Raw genomic sequence first — 18,771 nt, forward strand, 5'->3', positions numbered from 1 at the left:
CTCGTCCTGTCTACTGCGTGGACACGAGCACGGGGATGCGCCGCTCGCGCCCGGTGATGGAACCGTGGAAGCCCCGCAGCTTCAGCTCGATGCTGAAGACGTCGGAGGCGAAGACCGCGAAGTCGTCGAGCGCCGCGACGACGACGTCACCGAACCGCCCTCGGACCGCGGGGTCGAGCGGCCCGAACCACTCCTCCGCGTCCTCGCGCAGCCGCACCTCGGCGCGGTCGCCGAGCTTCTGGCGCCACTTCTTGGCCACCGCCCGCTCGGAGCCCGAGCGGGTGTGGATGTGGCGGAAGCGCGGCTCGCCCGCGACGAGCACGACGTCGTTGCGCAGGCCCGGGTGGTCGACGAGGTCGAAGCGGTCCGCGACCGGCACGTCGACCATGCCGTGGTCGGCGGTGACGACCAAGACGACGTCGTCGGGCAGCGCCGCGCGCAGGTCCTGCACGTCGCGGTCGACCTGGGTGAGGACCGTGCGCCACTCCTCGGAGGCGACGCCGTGCCCGTGCCCGGTGTGGTCCAGGGACGGCTCGTACGCGTAGACGAGCGAGCGGTCGCCCAGCTCGACGGCGTCGACGACGGCCGCCAGCCGGTCCCACGGCCGCTTGGCGCCGACGAACGGCACGCCACGCTGGCTGCATAGCGTCAGGCCGCTGTCCTCGAAGTCGGGGTTGTTGACCACCGTGACGGCGACGCCGTCGTCGGCCAGCCGCTGCAGGACGTTGCGGTGGGGCTGCCACTGCTCGGGGTCGACCGAGTCGTGCCACGACAGCGTGTTGAGGAACCGCTGGGTCCCGGGGATGCGGCACGTGTAGCCGGCCATCCCGTGCGTGCCGGGACGCAGGCCCGTGCCGAGGGAGGTCAGGCTGACCGACGTCGTGGACGGGATGCCCGCGAGGACGCCCTCGACGTTGGGCAGCGCGGCCAGGTGCGGCGCCAGCTCGGCGTGCTCGCGCACGAGGTCCAGGCCCATCCCGTCGACGAGCAGCACCACGAACCGGTCGGCGCGCGGCAGGCCCAGGACGTCGGTGAAGCCCGGTGCGCCGAGGGCGGCACCCACCGAGGTCATCACCTCGTGGATGCCCGCGCGTGCGGCGGTCATCGAGCTCCGGAGACGGTCGTGGCGGCCGTGAGCTCGCGGGCGAACTCCAGCAGGCCCTCGACGGCGGCGCCGCCCTCGGCCGCGGCACTCAGCCGCAGCGAGAAGTCGTCGCCGCTGATCGAGCCCGTGTAGCCGTGGTCCGCCTCGCACTCGGGGTCGTCACAGCGGGCGGGCTCGAGCTCGACGCGCGAGACGGCACCCCACGAGATCGTGAGGAGGGCCTCCTCGAGCTGCTGCGTGGCGGCCGAGACCATGCGCGTCACGACGACGCCGGCGACCCTCGACAGCGGGACCGCCTCGACGGAGGTCGACGTGTACGGCTTCGGCAGCAGCGTGTCGCCGGGGTGCTCGTCGGTGTGCGTCAGCAGCAGGCGCGACGGCGTGAGCACCAGCACGGTCATATGCCGGCGGATCTCCTCGCGGTCGAACGTGGGCTCGTGGTGGACGACGAACGCCTCGGCCGGCTCGCCCGCGAGGGCGTCCTGCAGGGCGCCCGAGACGATCTCGGGGTAGTACCCGCTGACCGAGATCGCGGCGAACAGGTCCTGCGTCCGATCCTGGATCTTCGTCACCGGCCCAGCGTATCCGCCGAGGCATCGGGCTGGCTCAGCCGCCGGACGAACCAGTCGCCGCGGCTGTCGGACGACGGGATCACCTTGGCGCGCGCGCTCAGCGCGGTGTAGCCGTCGGCGTTCACGAGCACGGGCTCGAGGTCGAGCGAGACCACCTCGGGCAGGTCGTCCTTGAGCGCCGCCAGCCGCAGGACGATGTCCTCGAGCGCGGCGGTGTCGACGGCCTCGCTGCCCCGGTAGCCGAACAGCAGCGGGGCGGCGCGGATGCCGCTGATCATGGCGCGCGCGTCGACGTCGGTCAGCGGCGGGATGCCGTAGCTGCGGTCCTCGAGCAGCTCGCTGGGGGCGCCGGCGATGCCGAACGAGACGAGCGGGCCGAAGAGGCGGTCCTCGGTGGCGCGGAAGGCGACGCCGACGCCGCGCGGAGCGGACTTCTGGACGAAGAACGTCGTGTCGGGACGCATGCCGCGCCACGTCATCATCGAGTCCCACGCCTCGGCCATGTCCTCGGCGTCGTGGATCTCGCGCCAGATGTGGTCGAGGTCGGGCCGGGCGCGCAGGTGCTCGCTGCCGGCCTTGAGGACGACGTCCCAGCCGAGCTTCTCGCCGGCCGCGATCGCCTCCTGCTTGTCGTGCACGTTGATCCACGTCCACAGGTCGATGCCGTAGCAGGACAGCAGGTAGTGGACCTGCTCGGTGGACAGCACGGCACCGCGCGGGGCGATCGTGAGGATGTCGCGGATGAGCGCCTTCGCGTCGCCCGAGCGGTGCTCGGCGGCGACGTGGTACTCGCCGTGGTCGCGCGACGCCCACTCGGCGTAGTTGACGGCCCGCGCGAGGGCCTTCACGGCCGCCTCGGGAGCGGCGTACGACGGGACCGAGCCGCGGCCGGCGGAGCGGCCCTGCAGGTCCGGGACCCGCAGCAGGACCGGGATGCCCTTGCTGGCCAGGAACGTCGAGACGATCGGCTTGTCGGACTGCTCGCCGATCGCGGCGAGCACATTGGCGACGGCGTCGCTGTCGGTGGAGATCGGCGGCGTGTACAGGCACACGAGGGCGTCGACGTCGGGTCGCGCGACGGCGGCCTCGATCGCGACCTCGAACTCCTCGGCGCCGGCGTTGGCGCCGAGCGAGATCGGCGGCGCGACCTGCAGGCCCTGCGACTTCGCGGCGTCGGTCACGATCAGCGCGACGGCGTCGGAGTTGCCCACGACGGCGATGCGGTTGCCGCGCGGCAGGGGCTGGTGAGCCAGCAGTTGCGCGACGTCGAACATCTCCTCGAGGTTGTCGACCTGGATGACGCCGGCCTGGCGGAACATCGCGTCGACCGCCTGCTGCGGCGCCGACGTGCTGCGCACGGTGTGGCCGACCGGGACGCCCTGCGTGGAGCGGCCCGACTTCACCGCCACGACCGGCTTGACCTCGGAGACGCGGCGGGCGAGGCGCGAGAACTTGCGCGGGTTGCCGATGGACTCGAGGTACAGCAGCACGACCTCGGTGCTGTCGTCCTGCTGCCAGTACTGCAGCAGGTCGTTGCCGGAGACGTCGGCGCGGTTGCCGGCCGACACGAACGTGGACAGGCCCAGCCCGCGGGCCGCGACGGTCTCGAGGATCGCCGAGCCGAGCGCGCCGGACTGGCAGAAGAACCCGACGCGGCCGGGCGGCGGCATCGTGGAGGACAGCGAGGCGTTGAGCTGGACGTCGGCGGCGGTGTTGATGATGCCCAGGCAGTTGGGGCCGATGAGGCGCAGGCCGTGCGTGCGGCACAGGTGCAGCAGCTCCTGCTGGCGGGCGCGGCCCTCGGCGCCCTCCTCGGCGAAGCCGGCCGAGATCACGACGAGGCCGTGGACGCCCTTGGCGGCGCAGTCCAGGACGACGTCGTTCACGTGCTCGGCGGGCACGGCGACGATCGCGATCTCGACGTCGCCGGGGATGTCGCGCACCGTCGGGTAGGCGGTCAGGCCCGAGACGGCCTCAGCCTGGGAGTTCACGGCGTAGACGGTGCCGCCGTAGTCGCCCAGCACGAGGTTGCGCACCATCGCCTGGCCGATCGAGTCCTGGCGGCGGCTGGCGCCGACGACGGCGACGCTGCGGGCATCGAAGATGCGGGCGATCGAGGCGGCCTCGGCCCGCTGCTCGCGCGAGCGCATGACGCCCAGCGCGGAGTCGGTGGGGTTGATCTCGAACGTCAGCCGCTGCACGCCGTCCTCGAGGGTGCCGCTGATGGTGTAGCCCATCTCACGGAAGACCTGCAGCATGCGCACGTTCTCGGGCAGCACCTCGGCGGTGAACTCGGTGAAGCCGCGCTCGCGGCCGGCCTGGGCCAGGTGCTCCAGCAGCAGCTGGCCGATGCCGCGGCCCTGGTGGGCGTCCTCGACGAGGAAGGCGACCTCGGCCTCGTCCTCGGAGACGGCGTCGTAGCGGCCGACGGCGATGATGTCGTCGTGCTGGGTCACCACGAAGGCGACCCGGCGGTCGTGGTCGACCGTGGTGAAGCGCTTGATGTCGCGGTCGGACAGCCGCGGGTAGGGCGCGAAGAAGCGGAAGTACTTCGACTCGGCCGAGACGCGGTCGTAGAACGCGACGAACCGTGGGGCGTCCTCGGGCACGATGGGGCGGATCTGCGCGACCCGACCGTCCTTGAGGAGGACGTCGGCCTCCCAGGCGGGCACCGGGTGAGGCATCGCGGTCGTCAGCCCGACTGGTTCGCTCACACTCACGAGCACAAACCTACCCCGGTCGCGGCGGGTCGCGGGTCAGCGCCGGGACGGGTCGCGGGAGAATGGCCCGCGTGACTGCTTCCGGTACCGAGACCGTGGACTTCGAGGAGCACATCCTCGACACCGACGTCGGCGACGAGATGCGCTCCAGCTTCCTCGAGTACGCCTACTCGGTCATCTACGCGCGCGCCCTGCCCGACGCCCGGGACGGGCTCAAGCCCGTGCAGCGGCGCATCCTCTACACGATGGACGAGATGGGCCTGCGGCACGACCGCGCCCACGTCAAGAGCGCCCGCCCCGTCGGCGAGGTGATGGGCAAGCTGCACCCGCACGGCGACAGCGCGATCTACGACGCGCTCGTCCGGCTCGTCCAGCCGTGGGCCCTGCGGCTGCCGCTGCTCGACGGCCACGGCAACTTCGGCTCGCCCGACGACCCGCCCGCCGCGATGCGCTACACCGAGATCCGGATGGACGAGGCCGCCGAGGCCATGACCGCGTCGCTCGACGAGGACACGGTCGACTTCAAGCCCAACTACGACGGCCGCCTGCAGGAGCCCACCGTCCTGCCCTCGGCCATCCCCAACCTGCTGGTCAACGGCGCCTCGGGCATCGCGGTCGGCATGGCCACGAACATCGCGCCGCACAACCTCGTCGAGGTCGTGCAGGCGCTGCGCCACCTCATCGACCACCCGGACGCCGACCTGGACGCGCTCATGCGCTTCATCCCCGGCCCCGACCTGCCCACGGGCGGCAAGATCGTCGGCCTCGAGGGCGTCCGCGACGCGTACGCCACGGGCAACGGCTCGTTCAAGATGCGCGCCACGGCCCGGATCGAGAACGTCACCGCCCGCAAGAAGGGCATCGTCGTCACCGAGCTGCCCTACAACGTCGGCCCCGAGAAGGTCATCGAGTCGATCAAGAAGCTCGTCCAGGCCAAGAAGATCCAGGGCATCTCGGACCTGAAGAACCTCACCGACCGCACGCACGGCCTGCGCCTCGTGATCGAGGTCAAGAACGGAATCGTCCCCGAGGCGCTGCTCGAGCAGCTCTACCGGCAGACGCCGCTGGAGACCTCGTTCGGCATCAACGCCGTCGCGCTCGTCGACGGCCAGCCGCGCACGCTCGGCCTGCGCGAGATGCTGCAGGTGTACCTCGACCACCGGATCGACGTGGTGCGCCGCCGCACGACGTACCGCCGCGACAAGGCCGCGGCCCGCCTGCACCTGGTGGACGGCCTGCTCATCGCGATCCTCGACATCGACGAGGTCATCCAGCTGATCCGCTCGTCCGAGAACCGCGGCGAGGCGCGCCAACGCCTGATCTCGGTGTTCGACCTGTCCGAGCTGCAGGCCGAGTACATCCTCGACCTCCAGCTCGGCCGCCTGACGAAGTTCTCGCGCCTCGAGCTCGAGCGCGAGGCCGACGAGCTGCGCCGCACGATCGAGCAGCTCGAGGCGATCCTGGCCGACGAGGGCGTCCTGCGGGCGCTCGTCGGTGACGAGCTCTCCCAGATGGCGCAGAAGTTCGGCACCCCGCGACGCACCGTGCTGCTGGAGTCCGCGGGCGTCCCCGCCCCGGCCGCCAAGGGCGCGTCCATCGAGGTCCCGGACGACCCGTGCTGGGTGCTGCTGTCCTCCACCGGACTCGTCGCCCGCACGTCCGACGACGCCCCGCTGGGCGAGATCGGCCGCCGCGGCAAGCACGACGCCGTCGTGTCGGTCGTCCGCGCCACGGCGCGCGGCCAGATCGGCGTGGTCACGTCCGCCGGCACGGTGCACCGCCTCGAGGTCCTCGACCTCCCCGCGCTGCCGCCGACCGCCGACGCACCCCGGCTGCAGGGCGGCGTCCCGCTGACCGAGCTGCTCAGCCTCGACGGCGACGCGCTCGCGCTCATGACGTTCGACGAGGACGTGCCCGGGCTCGCGCTCGGCACGCGCTCGGGCGTCGTCAAGCGGGTCCGGCCCGACCACCTCAGCAACCGCGACTCGTGGGACCTCATCCGGCTCGAGGACGGTGACCGCGTCGTGGGCGCCGTCCCGCTGTCCACCGGCGAGGAGGACCTGGCCTTCGTCACGTCCGAGGCGCAGCTGCTGCGCTTCTCGGCCTCGCTGGTCCGCCCGCAGGGGCGCTCCGGTGGCGGCGTCGCCGGCATCAAGCTGGGCGCCGGCGCGCACGTCGTGGCGTTCGGCGCGGTGGGCGACCTCGAGGGCGCGCACCTCGTGACGGTCGCCGGCAGCTCGGACGCGCTGCCGGGCACGCAGGCCGGGTCGGTCAAGGTCAGCCCGCTGTCGATCTACCCCGCCAAGGGTCGCGGCACGGGCGGCGTGCGCTGCCAGCGCCTGCTCAGCGGCGAGGACGAGATCGTCTTCGGCTGGGTCGGCGACGGCACGCCGATCGCCTCGGCGGCGTCCGGCTCCCCCGTCGACCTGCCCGAGCCGGTCTCCAAGCGCGACGCGTCCGGCACCCCGGTGGCGCAGCCCATCGCGGGCGTGTCCTCGTCCGCGCGCGGGCTCCCCGCCTCGCCGGACGTGCCAGACTGACCGTCGTGTCCACACGACGACTGCTGACTGCCCTGGCCCTCGGCGGCGCCCTCCTGCTCGGCGGGTGCACCGGGGACGACGACGGATCCGCACCGGCGGACGAGCGGCTCGACGCCGCCGCGTCCGCGCTCGAGGACGCCGAGTCGTTCGAGATCTCGCTGTCGACGCCCGAGCTGCCCAGCGGCGCGAAGGGCCTGCTGTCGGCCAAGGGCGTGGGCGACCACTCCCCTGCGTTCGAGGGCGAGGTCACGGTCGTCGCGGGCGGCGCCTCGATCGGCGCCGACGTCATCGCCGTGGACGGCAAGGTCTACGCCAAGACCGGCTTCGCACCCGTCTGGGCACCGCTCGACCCGGCCTCGCTCGGCGCCCCCGACCCCGCAGCTCTCGTCGGCAAGGACTCCGACTCCGGCCTCGGCTCGCTGCTCGGCGCCACCGAGGACGTCGAGGCCGGCGACCAGTCGCGCGACGGCAAGCAGGTGCTGACCGAGATCACCGGCACGATCCCCGGCGGGCGCATCCAGGACCTCATCCCGAGCGCCGACGAGTCGGCCGACTTCGACGTCACGTACCGCCTGACGGACGACGACGAGCTGCACGACGCGACCCTCACGGGGCCGTTCTACGGCGACGCCGACGTCACGTACACGCTCACCCTCGATCCGCGCGACGAGCCCGCGGACATCACCGCTCCCTGACGACGTGGCGACCCGGGAGCTGGCCTCGCGAGGCCTGCTGGCGCTCGCCGCGGTCGCGATCGGCTTCGCTGCGGCCGACACGTACGTCGTCGTGCTGGCGCTGCCGGACATGATGACGGCCGCCGGCCTGACGGTCGACGACCTCCAGCGCGCCGCGCCCATCGTCTCGGGCTTCCTGCTCGGCTACGTCGCGGTGCTGCCGCTCATCGGGCGCGTGTCGGACCTGCGCGGCCGCGTGCCCGTCCTGCTGGGCTGCCTCGTCGTCTTCGCGATCGGCTCGGTGATCACCGCCGCGGGGTACGACCTCACCACGATCGTCCTGGGCCGGCTCGTCCAGGGTATCGGCGGCGGCGGGCTGATCCCGCCGACCCTCGCCCTGATCGCTGACACCTGGCCCGCCGAGCGGCGCGGCCTGCCGCTCGGCATCGTGGGCGCCGTCCAGGAGCTGGGCAGCGTCGTGGGCCCGCTGTGGGGCGCCGCGATCCTGGCGTTCGGCACGTGGCACGACATCTTCTGGCTCAACGCGATCGTCGGCCTCGTCATCGCCGCCGCGCTGCTGCGCCACCGGCCGGCCCCCGGCGCCGTGCGCCCCGACCTGATCGGCCTCGTGCTGGCGCTCTCGGCGGGCGGATGCCTGCTGCTCGTCATGCTCGAGCCGGAGTCCCTCACCACCGGTGTCACGAGCGGCCTCGCGTTCCTGCCCGTCACCGGCGAGTCCCGCTGGCTCACGCCGCTCGCCCTGGCCGGCTACGCGCTGCTCGCGCTGTTCGCCGTGCGCCAGGCCACGGCGGCGCGCCCGCTGCTGGACTGGCGTGGGTGGGCCGAGATCGCCCGCGAGACGGACCTGTGGGGCGCCGCGGCGCTCACCGTCGCGCTGGGCGCGATCATCGTGACCTTCGCCAGCGCCGAGCCCGAGGCGGCGGCGCTCTCTGAGGACGCCGTCGTCCTCCTGCCGCTCGCGGTCGTGGCCCTGGCCCTGTTCGTGTGGCGCGGGCGACGTGCGGCGAACCCGCTCGTCCCCCGCGGCGCGCTGGCGGCCCGGCCCGCGTGGGGCGCCGTCGTCGTCTCGTTCTTCGTGGGCGCGGCGCTCATCGCGGCGCTGGTCGACATCCCGTTCTTCGCCCGCCTGACGATCGCCCCCGGCGACCAGCTCGAGGCGGCGCTCGTCCTCGTCCGGTTCCTCGTCGCGCTGCCGGTCGGCGCCGTGCTGGGCGGCTGGCTGCTGCGTCGCTGGGCCGCCGGACCGCTCACCGCCGCCGGCCTGGTCCTCGCGGGCGCCTGCTTCGTCGTCATGGCGAACTGGGACGCCGAGGCCCTGGAGTCGCCCGTCGCCTCCACGGTCGTGCTGGCCGCGTGCGGCCTGGGCTTCGGCCTCGCGATCGCGCCGGTCAACGCCGCCCTGCTGGAGCACACCGCCGACGAGGTCCACGGACTCGCGAGCGCGCTCGTCGTCGTCGCCCGCATGATCGGCATGCTGATCGGCATCTCGGTGCTGACCACCCTGGGGTTGCAGGCGTTCCACGGAGCCGTCGCCGACCTGCCGCCGATCGAGGAGCTGTGTCCCGGCGCCTCCTCGTCGTGCAAGGCGTACACCACCGCGATGCGGGGCGCCGGCATCGCGCAGCTGCAGGCGGTGTTCGCGGGCGCCGCGGTGGCCGCGTTCGCCGGCGCCGCCCTCGCCCTGCTGCTCCTGCGCCGTCGCGCTACGTTTTCCTCGTGACCACCACTTTCGATGACCTTCTGGAAGCCAACCGTCGCTACGCCGAGGACCACGAGGGAGGTTTCGACGGCATCGCCCGCGCAGGCGTCCTCATGGTGACCTGCATGGACTCGCGCATCGATCCCCTCGCCATGATCGGCCTCAAGGAGGGCGACGCCAAGATCCTGCGCAACCCCGGCGGCCGTGTGACGGACCAGGTGCTCGTCGCGATCGTGCTGGGCGTGAGCCTGCTGCAGGTCAAGCGCGTCCTGGTGATCGAGCACACGCGCTGCGCCATGGCCTCGTCGACCGAGGACCAGGTCAAGGAGCGCATCGCCGGGTTCACCGGTACCGACGCCTCGTGGATGTCGATCGGCGTGATCGAGGACCAGCAGGCCACCGTGCGCGCCGACGTGCACAAGGTCAAGAGCCACCCGCTCGTCCCGGACTCGGTCGAGGTCGGCGGCTTCATCTACGACGTCGACTCGGGCCTGCTGACCCCCGTCGACTGACGGGCGTCAGGGAGCCAGCGCCGCCAGCACCTCGCCCGCCGGAACCGGCCGGGCCTCCCGGAAGCCGGTTCCGGCCCAGAGGTGCAGGTGGTCGCGATCGGCGTGCTGCGCCGCCCAGCGCCGCATCGGCGACGTCAGGTGGTGCACGGCCGGGTAGGCCGGCGGGGCTGGTCCTCGTACCGGTCGCTGAACGCCGTGCGGATCCCGCGAGCGACCCGGCCGGTGAACGCGCGCATCGTGGAACTCGTCGACGCGGGGTCCGCGAGCGCCTCACGGTGCGTGGGCCTCGTCCCGGCCTCGTCGGTCCGCAGCAGCGCGGTGCCGACCGCCACCGCCTCGGCACCGGCGTCGAGGACGTCGCGGATCGCGGAGGCGTCGGACAGTCCCCCGGCGGCGACGACCGGGACGCCGGTCGCCGCGCGGACCGCGCCGACGAGCGTCCTGAGGTCGTCCGTCCCGGGAGCCCGGCGCTGGTCGAACGTCCCGCGATGACCGCCGGCCGCCGCCGACTGGACGATCAGTCCGTCGGGGTCGAGCTCCGCGGCCGCCCGGGCCTCGTCGGCGTCGGTGACCGTCAGGAGCAGCCGCGAGCCGGCCCTGCGCAGGCGCGACACGACCGAGGCGTCGGGCAGGCCGAACGTGAAGCTGACCCACGGGACCGGGTCACGGACCAGGAGGTCGACCTTCGCGTCCCAGTCGTCGTCGTCGTGCTCGACCACCGGCCCCACCGCGGCGCCCAGCGCCTCCACCTCGGCGGCGATCAGGTCGCGGTAGCGCCGCACCGCCTCCAGGTCGACGGGCTCACGCTCGGGGACGAACAGGTTGACGCCGACGTCCCCCGCCACGGTGCGCGCCTCGGCGACGTCGTCGGCCAGCTGCGCCGCCGACCGGTAGCCCGCCGGGACGAACCCGAGGGATCCGGCGCCGGCGACGGCACGCAGCAGCTCCGGGGTGGTCGGCCCGCCGGCCATCGGCGCCGCGACGACCGGCGAGGTGAGGTCCAGGCTCCGCATGAGCCCATCCTCTCCCCCGTTCGTGCGTGCCGGGGAACCCCCACGGAACGTCAAGCCAGCAGCCGGGCCTTCGCGCGCGTGAACTCGTCGTCGGTGAGATCGCCGGCGTCGTGGAGCGACGCCAGCTCCTGCAGCCTCGCGACGAGGGCGTCCCCCGCTCCCGGTGCCGGAGCGGCCGGCTGCTCGAGTGCCTTGCGCTTCGACCGGCGGCTCATCGCGCGGGCCGTCGCGGCACCGGTGCCGGCGATCACGGCCGCGCCGGCGGCGGTCCTCATCAGGCCCGGTCGCGCGAACGTGAAGCCGAAATCGGGGCGCAACAGCATGGCTCGGTCCTCCTCCTGCCCGCGCCGGGGACGCGAGGTGGAGTCCGCGGCAGGTCCAGCGCACCCAGTACACGCGAACGGGCTCGACCGAGCCTCATCCCCGTCGGATGAGGCCGCGGCGACCCGCCCGCGTGGGAGGCAGTGAGCTGTCAACCCTTCCCCGCGCCCGCCGGTAGCTGGTCAACCGAATACGGGTCGGATTCCGTTGACCGCTCACCACCACGCGACTGGGTGCTCAGTGCCGGTACGGCGCGTAGACGACTCTGCGACCCCTCCGTCGCCAACCCGGCATCGGGATCAGGCCGCGCACTGCGTCATAGCCCGTCTCGCGCACGACCTCGCCGTTGAGGAGAGTGACCTCCACGAGGGAGCGCTTCGGGCCGAAGGTCTCGACAACGCGTCCGGCTATGACCGCTCGCGCAACATCCTCGATAAACTGCACGTCCTCCATCGTCGCCTCGAGCTCCCAGCGTCCGCCGTGATGGCCCGCCTGGAGCTGCAGCGCACCGTCTCCATCGCCGCCGTACTCGATCCAAGAAAAACGCAGGGCCCTCGTCGACGTGGGTTCCACGTCGAGAAACCTGATGCCGGACAGCTCGCCGCGGTTGATGGTCGCGTGTCCCTCACATTCCCGGGCCACCTCGAGCGCGAAGGCGTCTAATCGCCCTTGGACGAGATCATCCACGACTGTGCCGACCGTGAGTCTCGGACACGTGCGTCACGACAGGCAGCCCGGTCAGGCGTCGATCAGGTCGGCGTCGATCTCGTAGGCGCCCTGGATGATGAACTCCTTGCGCGGCGGGACCTCGTTGCCCATGAGCAGCTCGAAGACCTCGGCCGCGGCCTCGGCGTCGTCCACCGTGAGGCGGCGCAGCGTGCGGTGGCGCGGGTCCATCGTGGTCTCGGCCAGCTGGTCGGCGTCCATCTCGCCGAGGCCCTTGTAGCGCTGCGGGGCGTCCTTCCAGCGGATGCCCTTCTTCTTCAGCTCGGCGAGCTTGCGCTGCAGCTCGGGGTCGGAGTACGTGTAGATGTACTTGTCCTGCCCCTTCTTGGGGTTGACCAGCTCGATGCGGTGCAGCGGCGGGACGGCCGTGTAGACGCGACCGGCCTCCACGAGCGGGCGCATGTAGCGGAAGAACAGCGTCGCCAGCAGGCAGCGGATGTGGGCGCCGTCGGAGTCGGCGTCCGCCATGAAGATCACGCGGCCGTACCGGGCGGCGTCGAGGTCGAACGTGCGGCCCGAGCCGGCACCGACGACCTGGATGATCGACGAGCACTCGGCGTTCTTGAGCATGTCGCCGATGCTGGCCTTCTGGACGTTGAGGATCTTGCCACGGATCGGCAGCAGGGCCTGGAACTCGGCGTCGCGCGCGGACTTCGCCGTGCCGAGCGCCGAGTCGCCCTCGACGATGAACAGCTCGGAGCGGTCGACGTCGTTGCTGCGGCAGTCGGCCAGCTTCGCGGGCAGCGCGCTGGACTCGAGGGCGTTCTTGCGGCGCTGCGTGTCGCGGTGCTGGCGCGCGGCCAGACGCGTGCGCGAGGCGCCGACGACCTTCTCCATGACCTGGCGGGCCTTGGCCTTCTCGGCCGTCTTGGTGGACGTCAGGAACGACTTCAGCTCGCGGGTGACGATCTTGTTGACGATGCGCGTCACCGGAGGCGTGCCGAGGACCTCCTTGGTCTGGCCCTCGAACTGCGGCTCGGCCAGGTTGACCGTGACGACGGCCGTCATGCCCTCGAGCACGTCGTCCTTGATGACGTCCGGGTCGCCGTTCTTGAGCAGGCGCGTGTTGCGCAGGACCTCGTTGAAGACCTTCGTCAGGCCGCGCTCGAAGCCCGAGACGTGCGTGCCGCCCTTGGGCGTGGCGATGATGTTGACGAACGACTTCATGACGGTGTCGTAGTCGGTGCCCCAGCGCAGCGCGATGTCGACGCCCAGCGTGCGCTCGACGTCCTGCGGCGTCATGTGCCCCTTCGTGTCCAGCACGGGCACGGTCTCGACGAACGTGTCCTCGCCCTGGATGCGGACGACGTCGCTCACGGGGGCGTCGGGCGCGAGGAAGTCGCAGAACTCGGAGATGCCGCCCTCGTGCAGGAACTCCTCCTCCTGGGGCTCCTCGCCGCGCTCGTCGCGGATGACGATGCGCAGGCCGGGGACCAGGAACGAGGTCTGGCGGGCGCGCGCGACGAGGTCGTCGTACGAGAACTGCGCGCCCTTGATGAAGATCTGCGGGTCGGCCCAGTAGCGCACGCGCGTGCCGGTGCGGGCCTTGGCGACCTTGCCGACCTTGTGCAGCGTGTTGTCGGGCGTGAAGTCGGCGTCGACGTGGTCGCCCTTGAACGTGCCGGGGACGCCGCGCCGGAACGACATGGCCCACGTGGCGCCGCCCTTGTCGACCTCGACGTCGAGGCGCGCGGACAGCGCGTTCACGACGGAGGCGCCGACGCCGTGGAGGCCGCCCGTGGCGTTGTAGGAGCCGCCGCCGAACTTGCCGCCCGCGTGCAGCTTCGTGTAGACGACCTCGACGCCGGTCAGGCCGGTCTTGGGCTCGACGTCGACGGGGACGCCGCGGCCGTTGTCGCGGACCTCGACGGAGCTGTCGGCGTGCAGCAGCACCTCGATGTTGGTGCAGTGCCCACCCAGCGCCTCGTCGACGGAGTTGTCGATGATCTCCCACAGGCAGTGCATGAGCCCGCGCGTGTCGGTCGAGCCGATGTACATGCCGGGGCGCTTGCGCACCGCCTCGAGTCCCTCGAGAACGAGCAGGTTGCGCGCGTCGTACGTCGAAATGGTCCTGTTCCTCCTGGTCCGGTCCCCCGGCCTCCACGGTATCGAGCCGAGCCAGCCGTCCAGCACGGACACGCGGGACCCAGCGCGTCGGCGTGCCCTTGGCGCGGTGAGAGAGTATGGATGGAGATGTTCGATCACCGACGAAACGAGGACACCGTGACGGCAACCGCCGAGTTCCCCGCCCTGACCTCAGCCGACCGCTGCGACCGCTGTGGTGCGCAGGCTCTTGTCCGTGTCGAGCTCGCGTCCGGTGCCGACCTGGTGTTCTGTGGACACCACGCCCGCCAGCACGAGCCCCGACTGCGCGAGATCGCCGTCGCGTACCGCGACGAGAGCGACAAGCTGTCGGTCTGACCCACCCTCCGAGACCACGACGGCCCGGCCCCCTCACGGGGACCGGGCCGTCGTCGTGTGCGGCTCAGTACTTGAAGACGCCGTAGGCCTTCGTCTGGGTGACCGCGCGCCAGTGCTCGACGTAGGAGTCGTACACGTCCGGGTCGGTCGTGATCGTGGTGATCTCGTCGCTGGCCACGAGGTTCGAGCCCGTGAGGTTCGCCGAGCCCGAGAGCGTGAGCTTCACGCGCGAGCCGGAGCGCGGCCAGGCGCGGCCGTTGGGCAGGCGCTCCTCGGGGTTGAGGGCGTTCGGCTTGAGCTTCGCGTCGACCAGGATCGTCTTGTCGTGGATCTGCGCGTACGCGGCGTCGACCTCGGTGCGCGACGTCTTGAGGACGTCGAGGATCGGCTTGCACACGCGCAGCAGCTGGAAGCAGTGCTCGCGGTAGTTCTTCTTCCAGTCGTCCTTGAACGCGACGATCGAGATCCGGCAGCCGCCGTTGTTGAGCGCCGCGAGCTTGTACGCCAGCGCGATGCGGCGGTACTTGAAGCGGTTCTCCATCACGCGGATGCGGCACTGGTCGTCGGGGACGATCCGGTTGAGCATGTTGAGGATCGGGTCCCGGCCGTTGGTGGGCGTCGCGCGCAGCGGCGAGACGTGGACCGTGTAGTTCGCCAGGTTGGAGTACAGGATGCCGCGGCTGGCGTACGCCCCGCTGTAGCCGTCACGCCCGGCGGTGCGGTAGCCGTAGCGGCTCTTGCGCTTCGCGATGTAGCGCATGTAGTCGCGACCGATGTTGCGCTCGGCCCACATGTCGTTCCAGACGCCGCGCATCTGGTACCAGAGCTTCTTGTCGTTGTAGATCGTGGTGCCGTTGTTGAACGTGCGCTCGGCGCTGCGGCCGCCGAAGTTGGACGAGCCGGTCCAGACGACGCCGCGGGCCGGGCGGCCGCTGCGGGTGTAGGTGTCGCTGACCATCACGATCTTGGAGTGCATGATCGCGCCGCTGACGCGCGACAGGCACGCCATCGACTTGCCGCGGCCGCAGGCCTTGTACCTGCCGTACTTCGTGGCGTTGAGCTGCTTGCGCAGCTTCTTCGACGCCGGCGAGTGGTGCGCATCGGGGTGGATGAAGCGCACGTTGACGCCGGCCTTGGCGGCGCGGACGAGCTCGCGGCCGACGCGCACGGAGTCCTCCATGCGCGAGTTGCCCGCGTACACCCACGTGGAGCGGCGCATCTTCTTGGACTTGTACTTGCCCGCGGGGGTCTTGTACGAGCCCCGGATGAGGCGCTCGAGGTCGTTGAGCAGCGAGTAGTCGCGGTTCGAGGCGCCCTGGTCGAAGTACGGGCGCGAGAAGTTCGCCTCGACGTCGATCGGGTAGGCGGAGCCGTACGGCCGGCCCTTGGTGGCCGCCGCGGCGGCGGTCGCCTGCGGAGCGACCTGCGCCTGCGGCTCGGCCTGGGGCTCGGGCGTCTGGACCGCGGCGGGCTCGGCGGCGGGAGCCTCGTCGGCGCCGAAGGTCGACGTGGCGGCCACGAGCGGCAGCACGAGGGCTCCGATCGCAGCGACGCTCGCGAGCCGAAGTCGATGGCTGACGATCACAGAGAAACTCCCCGAGGCGTTGAGAACAGTCGCATCAGACTAACCCATCAGCATCTGCCGTCGCGTGAGCGCGGGCGGCAGGGGCGCGCCGGTAGAGTGGCCGCGTGGCGCGCATTCTGCTGAAGGTTCACCATCCCGCGCTCGAACCGGCCGACGCCGCCACGGTCCTGGACCGCAACCTGATCGGCAACAACGTCGGCAACCTGGCGTTCAGCTACGCCTCCGAGCGGCTCATGACGCACCCCGGCGACGAGGTCACCGCGGCCCCCACGGGCCCCTGGTTCGCCGACCCCGCCAGGGTGAACCGCGAGTTCGACCACGTCGTGTTCCCGCTGGCCAACCACTTCCGCGCCTCGAACCTCAAGGCCCTCGACCGGCAGGCCGCCGCGATCGAGCAGCTGACCACCGGCTTCACCGTCCTGGGCGTCGGCGCCCAGGCCGACCTCGACGGCAACGCCCCGCGCGCGGAGCGCGAGGCCGTCGACCGCGCCACGCGACGCTTCGTGCGCGCCGTCCTGGAGCGCGGCCCCTCGATCGGCGTCCGCGGCGACTTCACGAAGGAGTACCTCGTCGGCCTCGGCTTCGAGGAGGACCGCGTGGACGTGATTGGCTGCCCCTCGATGTTCCTGCACGGGCCCGACCTGCCGCTGCGACTGCCCGCCGCGATCGCCGACGACGACCCGATCGCCATCACGATCTCGCCCTACGTCACGCAGATGGGGCCGGTCCTGCGCAACGCGCTGCGCCGGCACCCGCACCTGACCTACTTCGGCCAGGACCACCGCACGCTGAGGCTGCTGCTGCGGGGCACTCCCCTGCCGGGCGACGACCCCCTGCTGCCGCTGCACCCCGAGCACCCGGTGTTCGCGCCCGGCCGCACCGTCTTCCCGCTGAGCATCCCCGCGTGGCAGGAGGAGCTGCGGCGCCGGCACTTCGGGTTCGGCACGCGCATCCACGGCACGATCGTCTCGCTCGTCTCGGGCACGCCCGCCGTCCTGCTGGCGCACGACTCGCGCACGCTCGAGCTGGCCCGGTACCACCGGATCCCGTTCGTCCGGCTCGACGAGCGCGACCCCGAGTCCATCTCGGCTCCGGACCTGTACGCCGAGGCCGACTGGTCGGCGCTCGTCGACGGCCACCGCGAGCGCTGGGAGACGTACGCCGCGTTCCTCTGCCGTCACGGCCTGCGGCACGGCTTCGGCCCCGACGGCGGGGTCGAGCGGTTCGACGCCGCGGTCGACGCCGTTGCCGCCGATCCCGGCTACCCGCCGGCGGTGCGCTCGGACGCCGGTCCTCCCCCGCTGCTGCGCCGCGCGGCGCGCGCGGTCCGCCGCCGCCTGCGCTGAGGCCCGGTCTCGGCGCTCGCGCGACCCGAGAGCGCCCAGCCGGTGATCGAGATCAGCTCGTTACGTGGTCTCGATACACCGGGTCGTTCCTCGCAGGCACTCGACCACCAGAAAGCAGAACGCCCGCCCGGCGGTGCCGGGCGGGCGTTCTGGAAACCTGATGATCAGTCGAGGTAGTCGCGCAGGACCTGCGAGCGCGAGGGGTGACGCAGCTTGCTCATCGTCTTGGACTCGATCTGGCGGATGCGCTCGCGCGTGACGCCGTAGACCTTGCCGATCTCGTCGAGGGTCTTGGGCTGGCCGTCGGTCAGGCCGAAGCGCATCGACACGACGCCGGACTCGCGCTCGCTGAGCGTGTCCAGCACCGCGTGCAGCTGCTCCTGCAGGAGGGTGAACGACACGGCGTCGGCCGGGACGATCGCCTCGGAGTCCTCGATGAGGTCACCGAACTCGCTGTCGCCGTCCTCGCCCAGCGGCGTGTGGAGGGAGATGGGCTCACGGCCGTACTTCTGGACCTCGACGACCTTCTCGGGCGTCATGTCCAGCTCGACCGCCAGCTCCTCGGGCGTGGGCTCGCGGCCCAGGTCCTGCAGCATCTGGCGCTGGACACGGGCCAGCTTGTTGATGACCTCGACCATGTGGACCGGGATGCGGATCGTGCGCGCTTGGTCGGCCATGGCGCGGGTGATCGCCTGGCGGATCCACCACGTGGCGTACGTCGAGAACTTGAAGCCCTTGGTGTAGTCGAACTTCTCGACCGCGCGGATGAGGCCGAGGTTGCCCTCCTGGATCAGGTCCAGGAAGAGCATGCCGCGGCCCGTGTAGCGCTTGGCGAGCGAGACGACGAGACGCAGGTTGGCCTCGAGCAGGTGGTTCTTGGCGCGGCGGCCGTCGATGATGATCCACTCGAGCTCCTCGCGGAGCTTGTCCGCGACGCGCTTGGACTTGGCGAGCTTCTCCTCGGCGAACAGGCCCGCCTCGATGCGCTTGGCGAGCTCGACCTCCTCGGCCGCGGTCAGCAGCGCGACCTTGCCGATCTGCTTGAGGTAGTCCTTGACCGGGTCGGCCGTGGCTCCCGCGACCGTCACCTGGACGGCGGGCTCGTCGGTGTCGTCCGCGCTGGAGAGCGTGAAGCTGGCCTCCTCGTCCTCCTTGAGGGTCGGATCGGTGGCCAGGTCCTTCTCGAAGACCTCGTCGGCGATGTCCGGAAGCACCTTCTTGCCGTCGGCGTCGACGGCGGCGGGGGCCGGCGTCTCGAGCACGTCGGCGAGGTCGACCTCGTCGGTGAGCACGACGTCGTCGGCGACCTTCTTGGCCGCGGTCTTCTTCGCGGCGGCCTTCTTGGCGGGCGCCTTCTTGGCCGCGGCCTTCTTGGCAGGAGCCTTCTTCGTTGCCGTGGCGGGCGCCTTCTTCGTGTTCGCTGCCTCTTCGGTCTGGGCGGCACGAGTCACCGGAACATCAACCTCACAACGTCGTTTCGGGGCATGACAATGAGGCCTGCGGTCAACCTCTGGCA

At 71.6% G+C, this 18,771-nt stretch carries 16 protein-coding genes; 6 read left to right on the plus strand and 10 right to left on the minus strand.

The window, feature by feature from the left end; all coding sequences use genetic code 11:
• Nucleotides 1-10: 10 nt before the first annotated feature.
• From AB3M81_RS05030 to AB3M81_RS05040, 3 genes are read right to left on the minus strand one after another with little or no spacing between them, the layout of a single operon-like run.
• Nucleotides 11-1,105, minus strand: a complete 1,095-nt coding sequence (locus AB3M81_RS05030) for an alkaline phosphatase family protein (protein ID WP_412902808.1) — start codon at nt 1,103-1,105, stop codon at nt 11-13.
• Nucleotides 1,102-1,677, minus strand: a complete 576-nt coding sequence (locus AB3M81_RS05035; protein WP_412902809.1) for a DUF5998 family protein — start codon at nt 1,675-1,677, stop codon at nt 1,102-1,104. Before AB3M81_RS05035 ends, AB3M81_RS05030 begins: the two co-directional genes overlap by 4 nt.
• On the minus strand, nt 1,674-4,391 hold the full coding sequence (locus AB3M81_RS05040; RefSeq protein ID WP_412902810.1) for a bifunctional acetate--CoA ligase family protein/GNAT family N-acetyltransferase: 2,718 nt from the start codon (nt 4,389-4,391) through the stop codon (nt 1,674-1,676). Before AB3M81_RS05040 ends, AB3M81_RS05035 begins: the two co-directional genes overlap by 4 nt.
• Before the next feature lie 68 nt (nt 4,392-4,459).
• On the opposite strand from AB3M81_RS05040, the gene AB3M81_RS05045 reads away from it, so the two are divergent.
• The 4 genes from AB3M81_RS05045 to AB3M81_RS05060 are packed head-to-tail and all read left to right on the plus strand — an operon-like array spanning nt 4,460 to nt 9,843.
• On the plus strand, nt 4,460-6,937 hold the full coding sequence (locus AB3M81_RS05045) for a DNA gyrase/topoisomerase IV subunit A (protein WP_412902811.1): 2,478 nt from the start codon (nt 4,460-4,462) through the stop codon (nt 6,935-6,937).
• Nucleotides 6,938-6,942: 5 nt separating this feature from the next.
• Nucleotides 6,943-7,632 carry an LppX_LprAFG lipoprotein gene (locus tag AB3M81_RS05050; protein ID WP_412902812.1) on the plus strand — a complete coding sequence of 230 codons (690 nt, stop codon included), beginning with the start codon at nt 6,943-6,945 and terminating at the stop codon, nt 7,630-7,632.
• Between the two features lie 4 nt (nt 7,633-7,636).
• Nucleotides 7,637-9,352, plus strand: coding sequence for an MFS transporter (locus AB3M81_RS05055; protein ID WP_412902813.1), 1,716 nt, complete (start codon nt 7,637-7,639; stop codon nt 9,350-9,352).
• Entirely contained in the window at nt 9,349-9,843 is a 495-nt protein-coding gene (locus AB3M81_RS05060) for a beta-class carbonic anhydrase (protein WP_412902814.1), read from the plus strand. The genes AB3M81_RS05055 and AB3M81_RS05060 overlap by 4 nt, the downstream gene beginning before the upstream one ends.
• 6 nt (nt 9,844-9,849) lie before the next feature.
• Here the strand turns inward: AB3M81_RS05060 and AB3M81_RS05065 are convergent, their stop codons facing one another.
• The 5 genes from AB3M81_RS05065 to AB3M81_RS05085 all read right to left on the minus strand — a co-directional run bounded on the left by AB3M81_RS05065 (nt 9,850) and on the right by AB3M81_RS05085 (nt 14,012).
• Nucleotides 9,850-9,990, minus strand: coding sequence for a hypothetical protein (locus tag AB3M81_RS05065; RefSeq protein WP_412902815.1), 141 nt, complete (start codon nt 9,988-9,990; stop codon nt 9,850-9,852).
• A complete protein-coding gene (locus tag AB3M81_RS05070; RefSeq protein ID WP_412902816.1) occupies nt 9,978-10,856 on the minus strand; it encodes an NAD(P)H-dependent flavin oxidoreductase in 879 nt (292 codons plus the stop codon). The genes AB3M81_RS05065 and AB3M81_RS05070 overlap by 13 nt, the downstream gene beginning before the upstream one ends.
• A gap of 50 nt (nt 10,857-10,906) precedes the next feature.
• Nucleotides 10,907-11,179 (minus strand): SHOCT domain-containing protein, encoded by a 273-nt coding sequence (locus tag AB3M81_RS05075; protein ID WP_412902817.1) that lies wholly within the window; start codon nt 11,177-11,179, stop codon nt 10,907-10,909.
• 235 nt (nt 11,180-11,414) lie between these two features.
• Nucleotides 11,415-11,864, minus strand: coding sequence for a hypothetical protein (locus AB3M81_RS05080; protein WP_412902818.1), 450 nt, complete (start codon nt 11,862-11,864; stop codon nt 11,415-11,417).
• Between the two features lie 51 nt (nt 11,865-11,915).
• On the minus strand, nt 11,916-14,012 hold the full coding sequence (locus tag AB3M81_RS05085; protein ID WP_412903130.1) for a DNA gyrase/topoisomerase IV subunit B: 2,097 nt from the start codon (nt 14,010-14,012) through the stop codon (nt 11,916-11,918).
• Nucleotides 14,013-14,096: 84 nt separating this feature from the next.
• On the opposite strand from AB3M81_RS05085, the gene AB3M81_RS05090 reads away from it, so the two are divergent.
• Complete coding sequence (locus AB3M81_RS05090; RefSeq protein ID WP_412903131.1) at nt 14,097-14,324, plus strand: DUF7455 domain-containing protein; 228 nt, start codon at nt 14,097-14,099, stop codon at nt 14,322-14,324.
• Nucleotides 14,325-14,388: 64 nt separating this feature from the next.
• On the opposite strand, the gene AB3M81_RS05095 is transcribed toward AB3M81_RS05090, so the two are convergent.
• The gene (locus tag AB3M81_RS05095) at nt 14,389-15,909 is read right to left on the minus strand and encodes a phospholipase D-like domain-containing protein (RefSeq protein WP_412902819.1); all 1,521 of its coding nucleotides are present in this window, start codon (nt 15,907-15,909) and stop codon (nt 14,389-14,391) included.
• 104 nt (nt 15,910-16,013) lie between these two features.
• On the opposite strand from AB3M81_RS05095, the gene AB3M81_RS05100 reads away from it, so the two are divergent.
• The gene (locus AB3M81_RS05100) at nt 16,014-17,255 is read left to right on the plus strand and encodes a polysaccharide pyruvyl transferase family protein (RefSeq protein WP_412902820.1); all 1,242 of its coding nucleotides are present in this window, start codon (nt 16,014-16,016) and stop codon (nt 17,253-17,255) included.
• Nucleotides 17,256-17,419: 164 nt separating this feature from the next.
• Here AB3M81_RS05100 and AB3M81_RS05105 read toward each other — a convergent pair whose 3' ends face one another.
• Nucleotides 17,420-18,706, minus strand: a complete 1,287-nt coding sequence (locus AB3M81_RS05105) for an RNA polymerase sigma factor (RefSeq protein ID WP_412902821.1) — start codon at nt 18,704-18,706, stop codon at nt 17,420-17,422.
• Between the last annotated feature and the right edge of the window lie 65 nt (nt 18,707-18,771).

It is taken from the genome of Aeromicrobium jepli (assembly GCF_047246605.1).
Lineage (GTDB): Bacteria > Actinomycetota > Actinomycetes > Propionibacteriales > Nocardioidaceae > Aeromicrobium.

Excerpts from the sequence above, each read along its gene's own strand:
- AB3M81_RS05030 (WP_412902808.1), bottom strand. The coding sequence starts at position 1,105 with ATGACCGCCGCACGCGCGGGCATCCACGAGGTGATGACCTCGGTGGGT.
- AB3M81_RS05045 (WP_412902811.1), top strand. The coding sequence starts at position 4,460 with ATGGCCCGCGTGACTGCTTCCGGTACCGAGACCGTGGACTTCGAGGAG.
- AB3M81_RS05070 (WP_412902816.1), bottom strand. The coding sequence starts at position 10,856 with ATGCGGAGCCTGGACCTCACCTCGCCGGTCGTCGCGGCGCCGATGGCC.
- AB3M81_RS05075 (WP_412902817.1), bottom strand. The coding sequence starts at position 11,179 with ATGCTGTTGCGCCCCGATTTCGGCTTCACGTTCGCGCGACCGGGCCTG.
- AB3M81_RS05090 (WP_412903131.1), top strand. The coding sequence starts at position 14,097 with ATGTTCGATCACCGACGAAACGAGGACACCGTGACGGCAACCGCCGAG.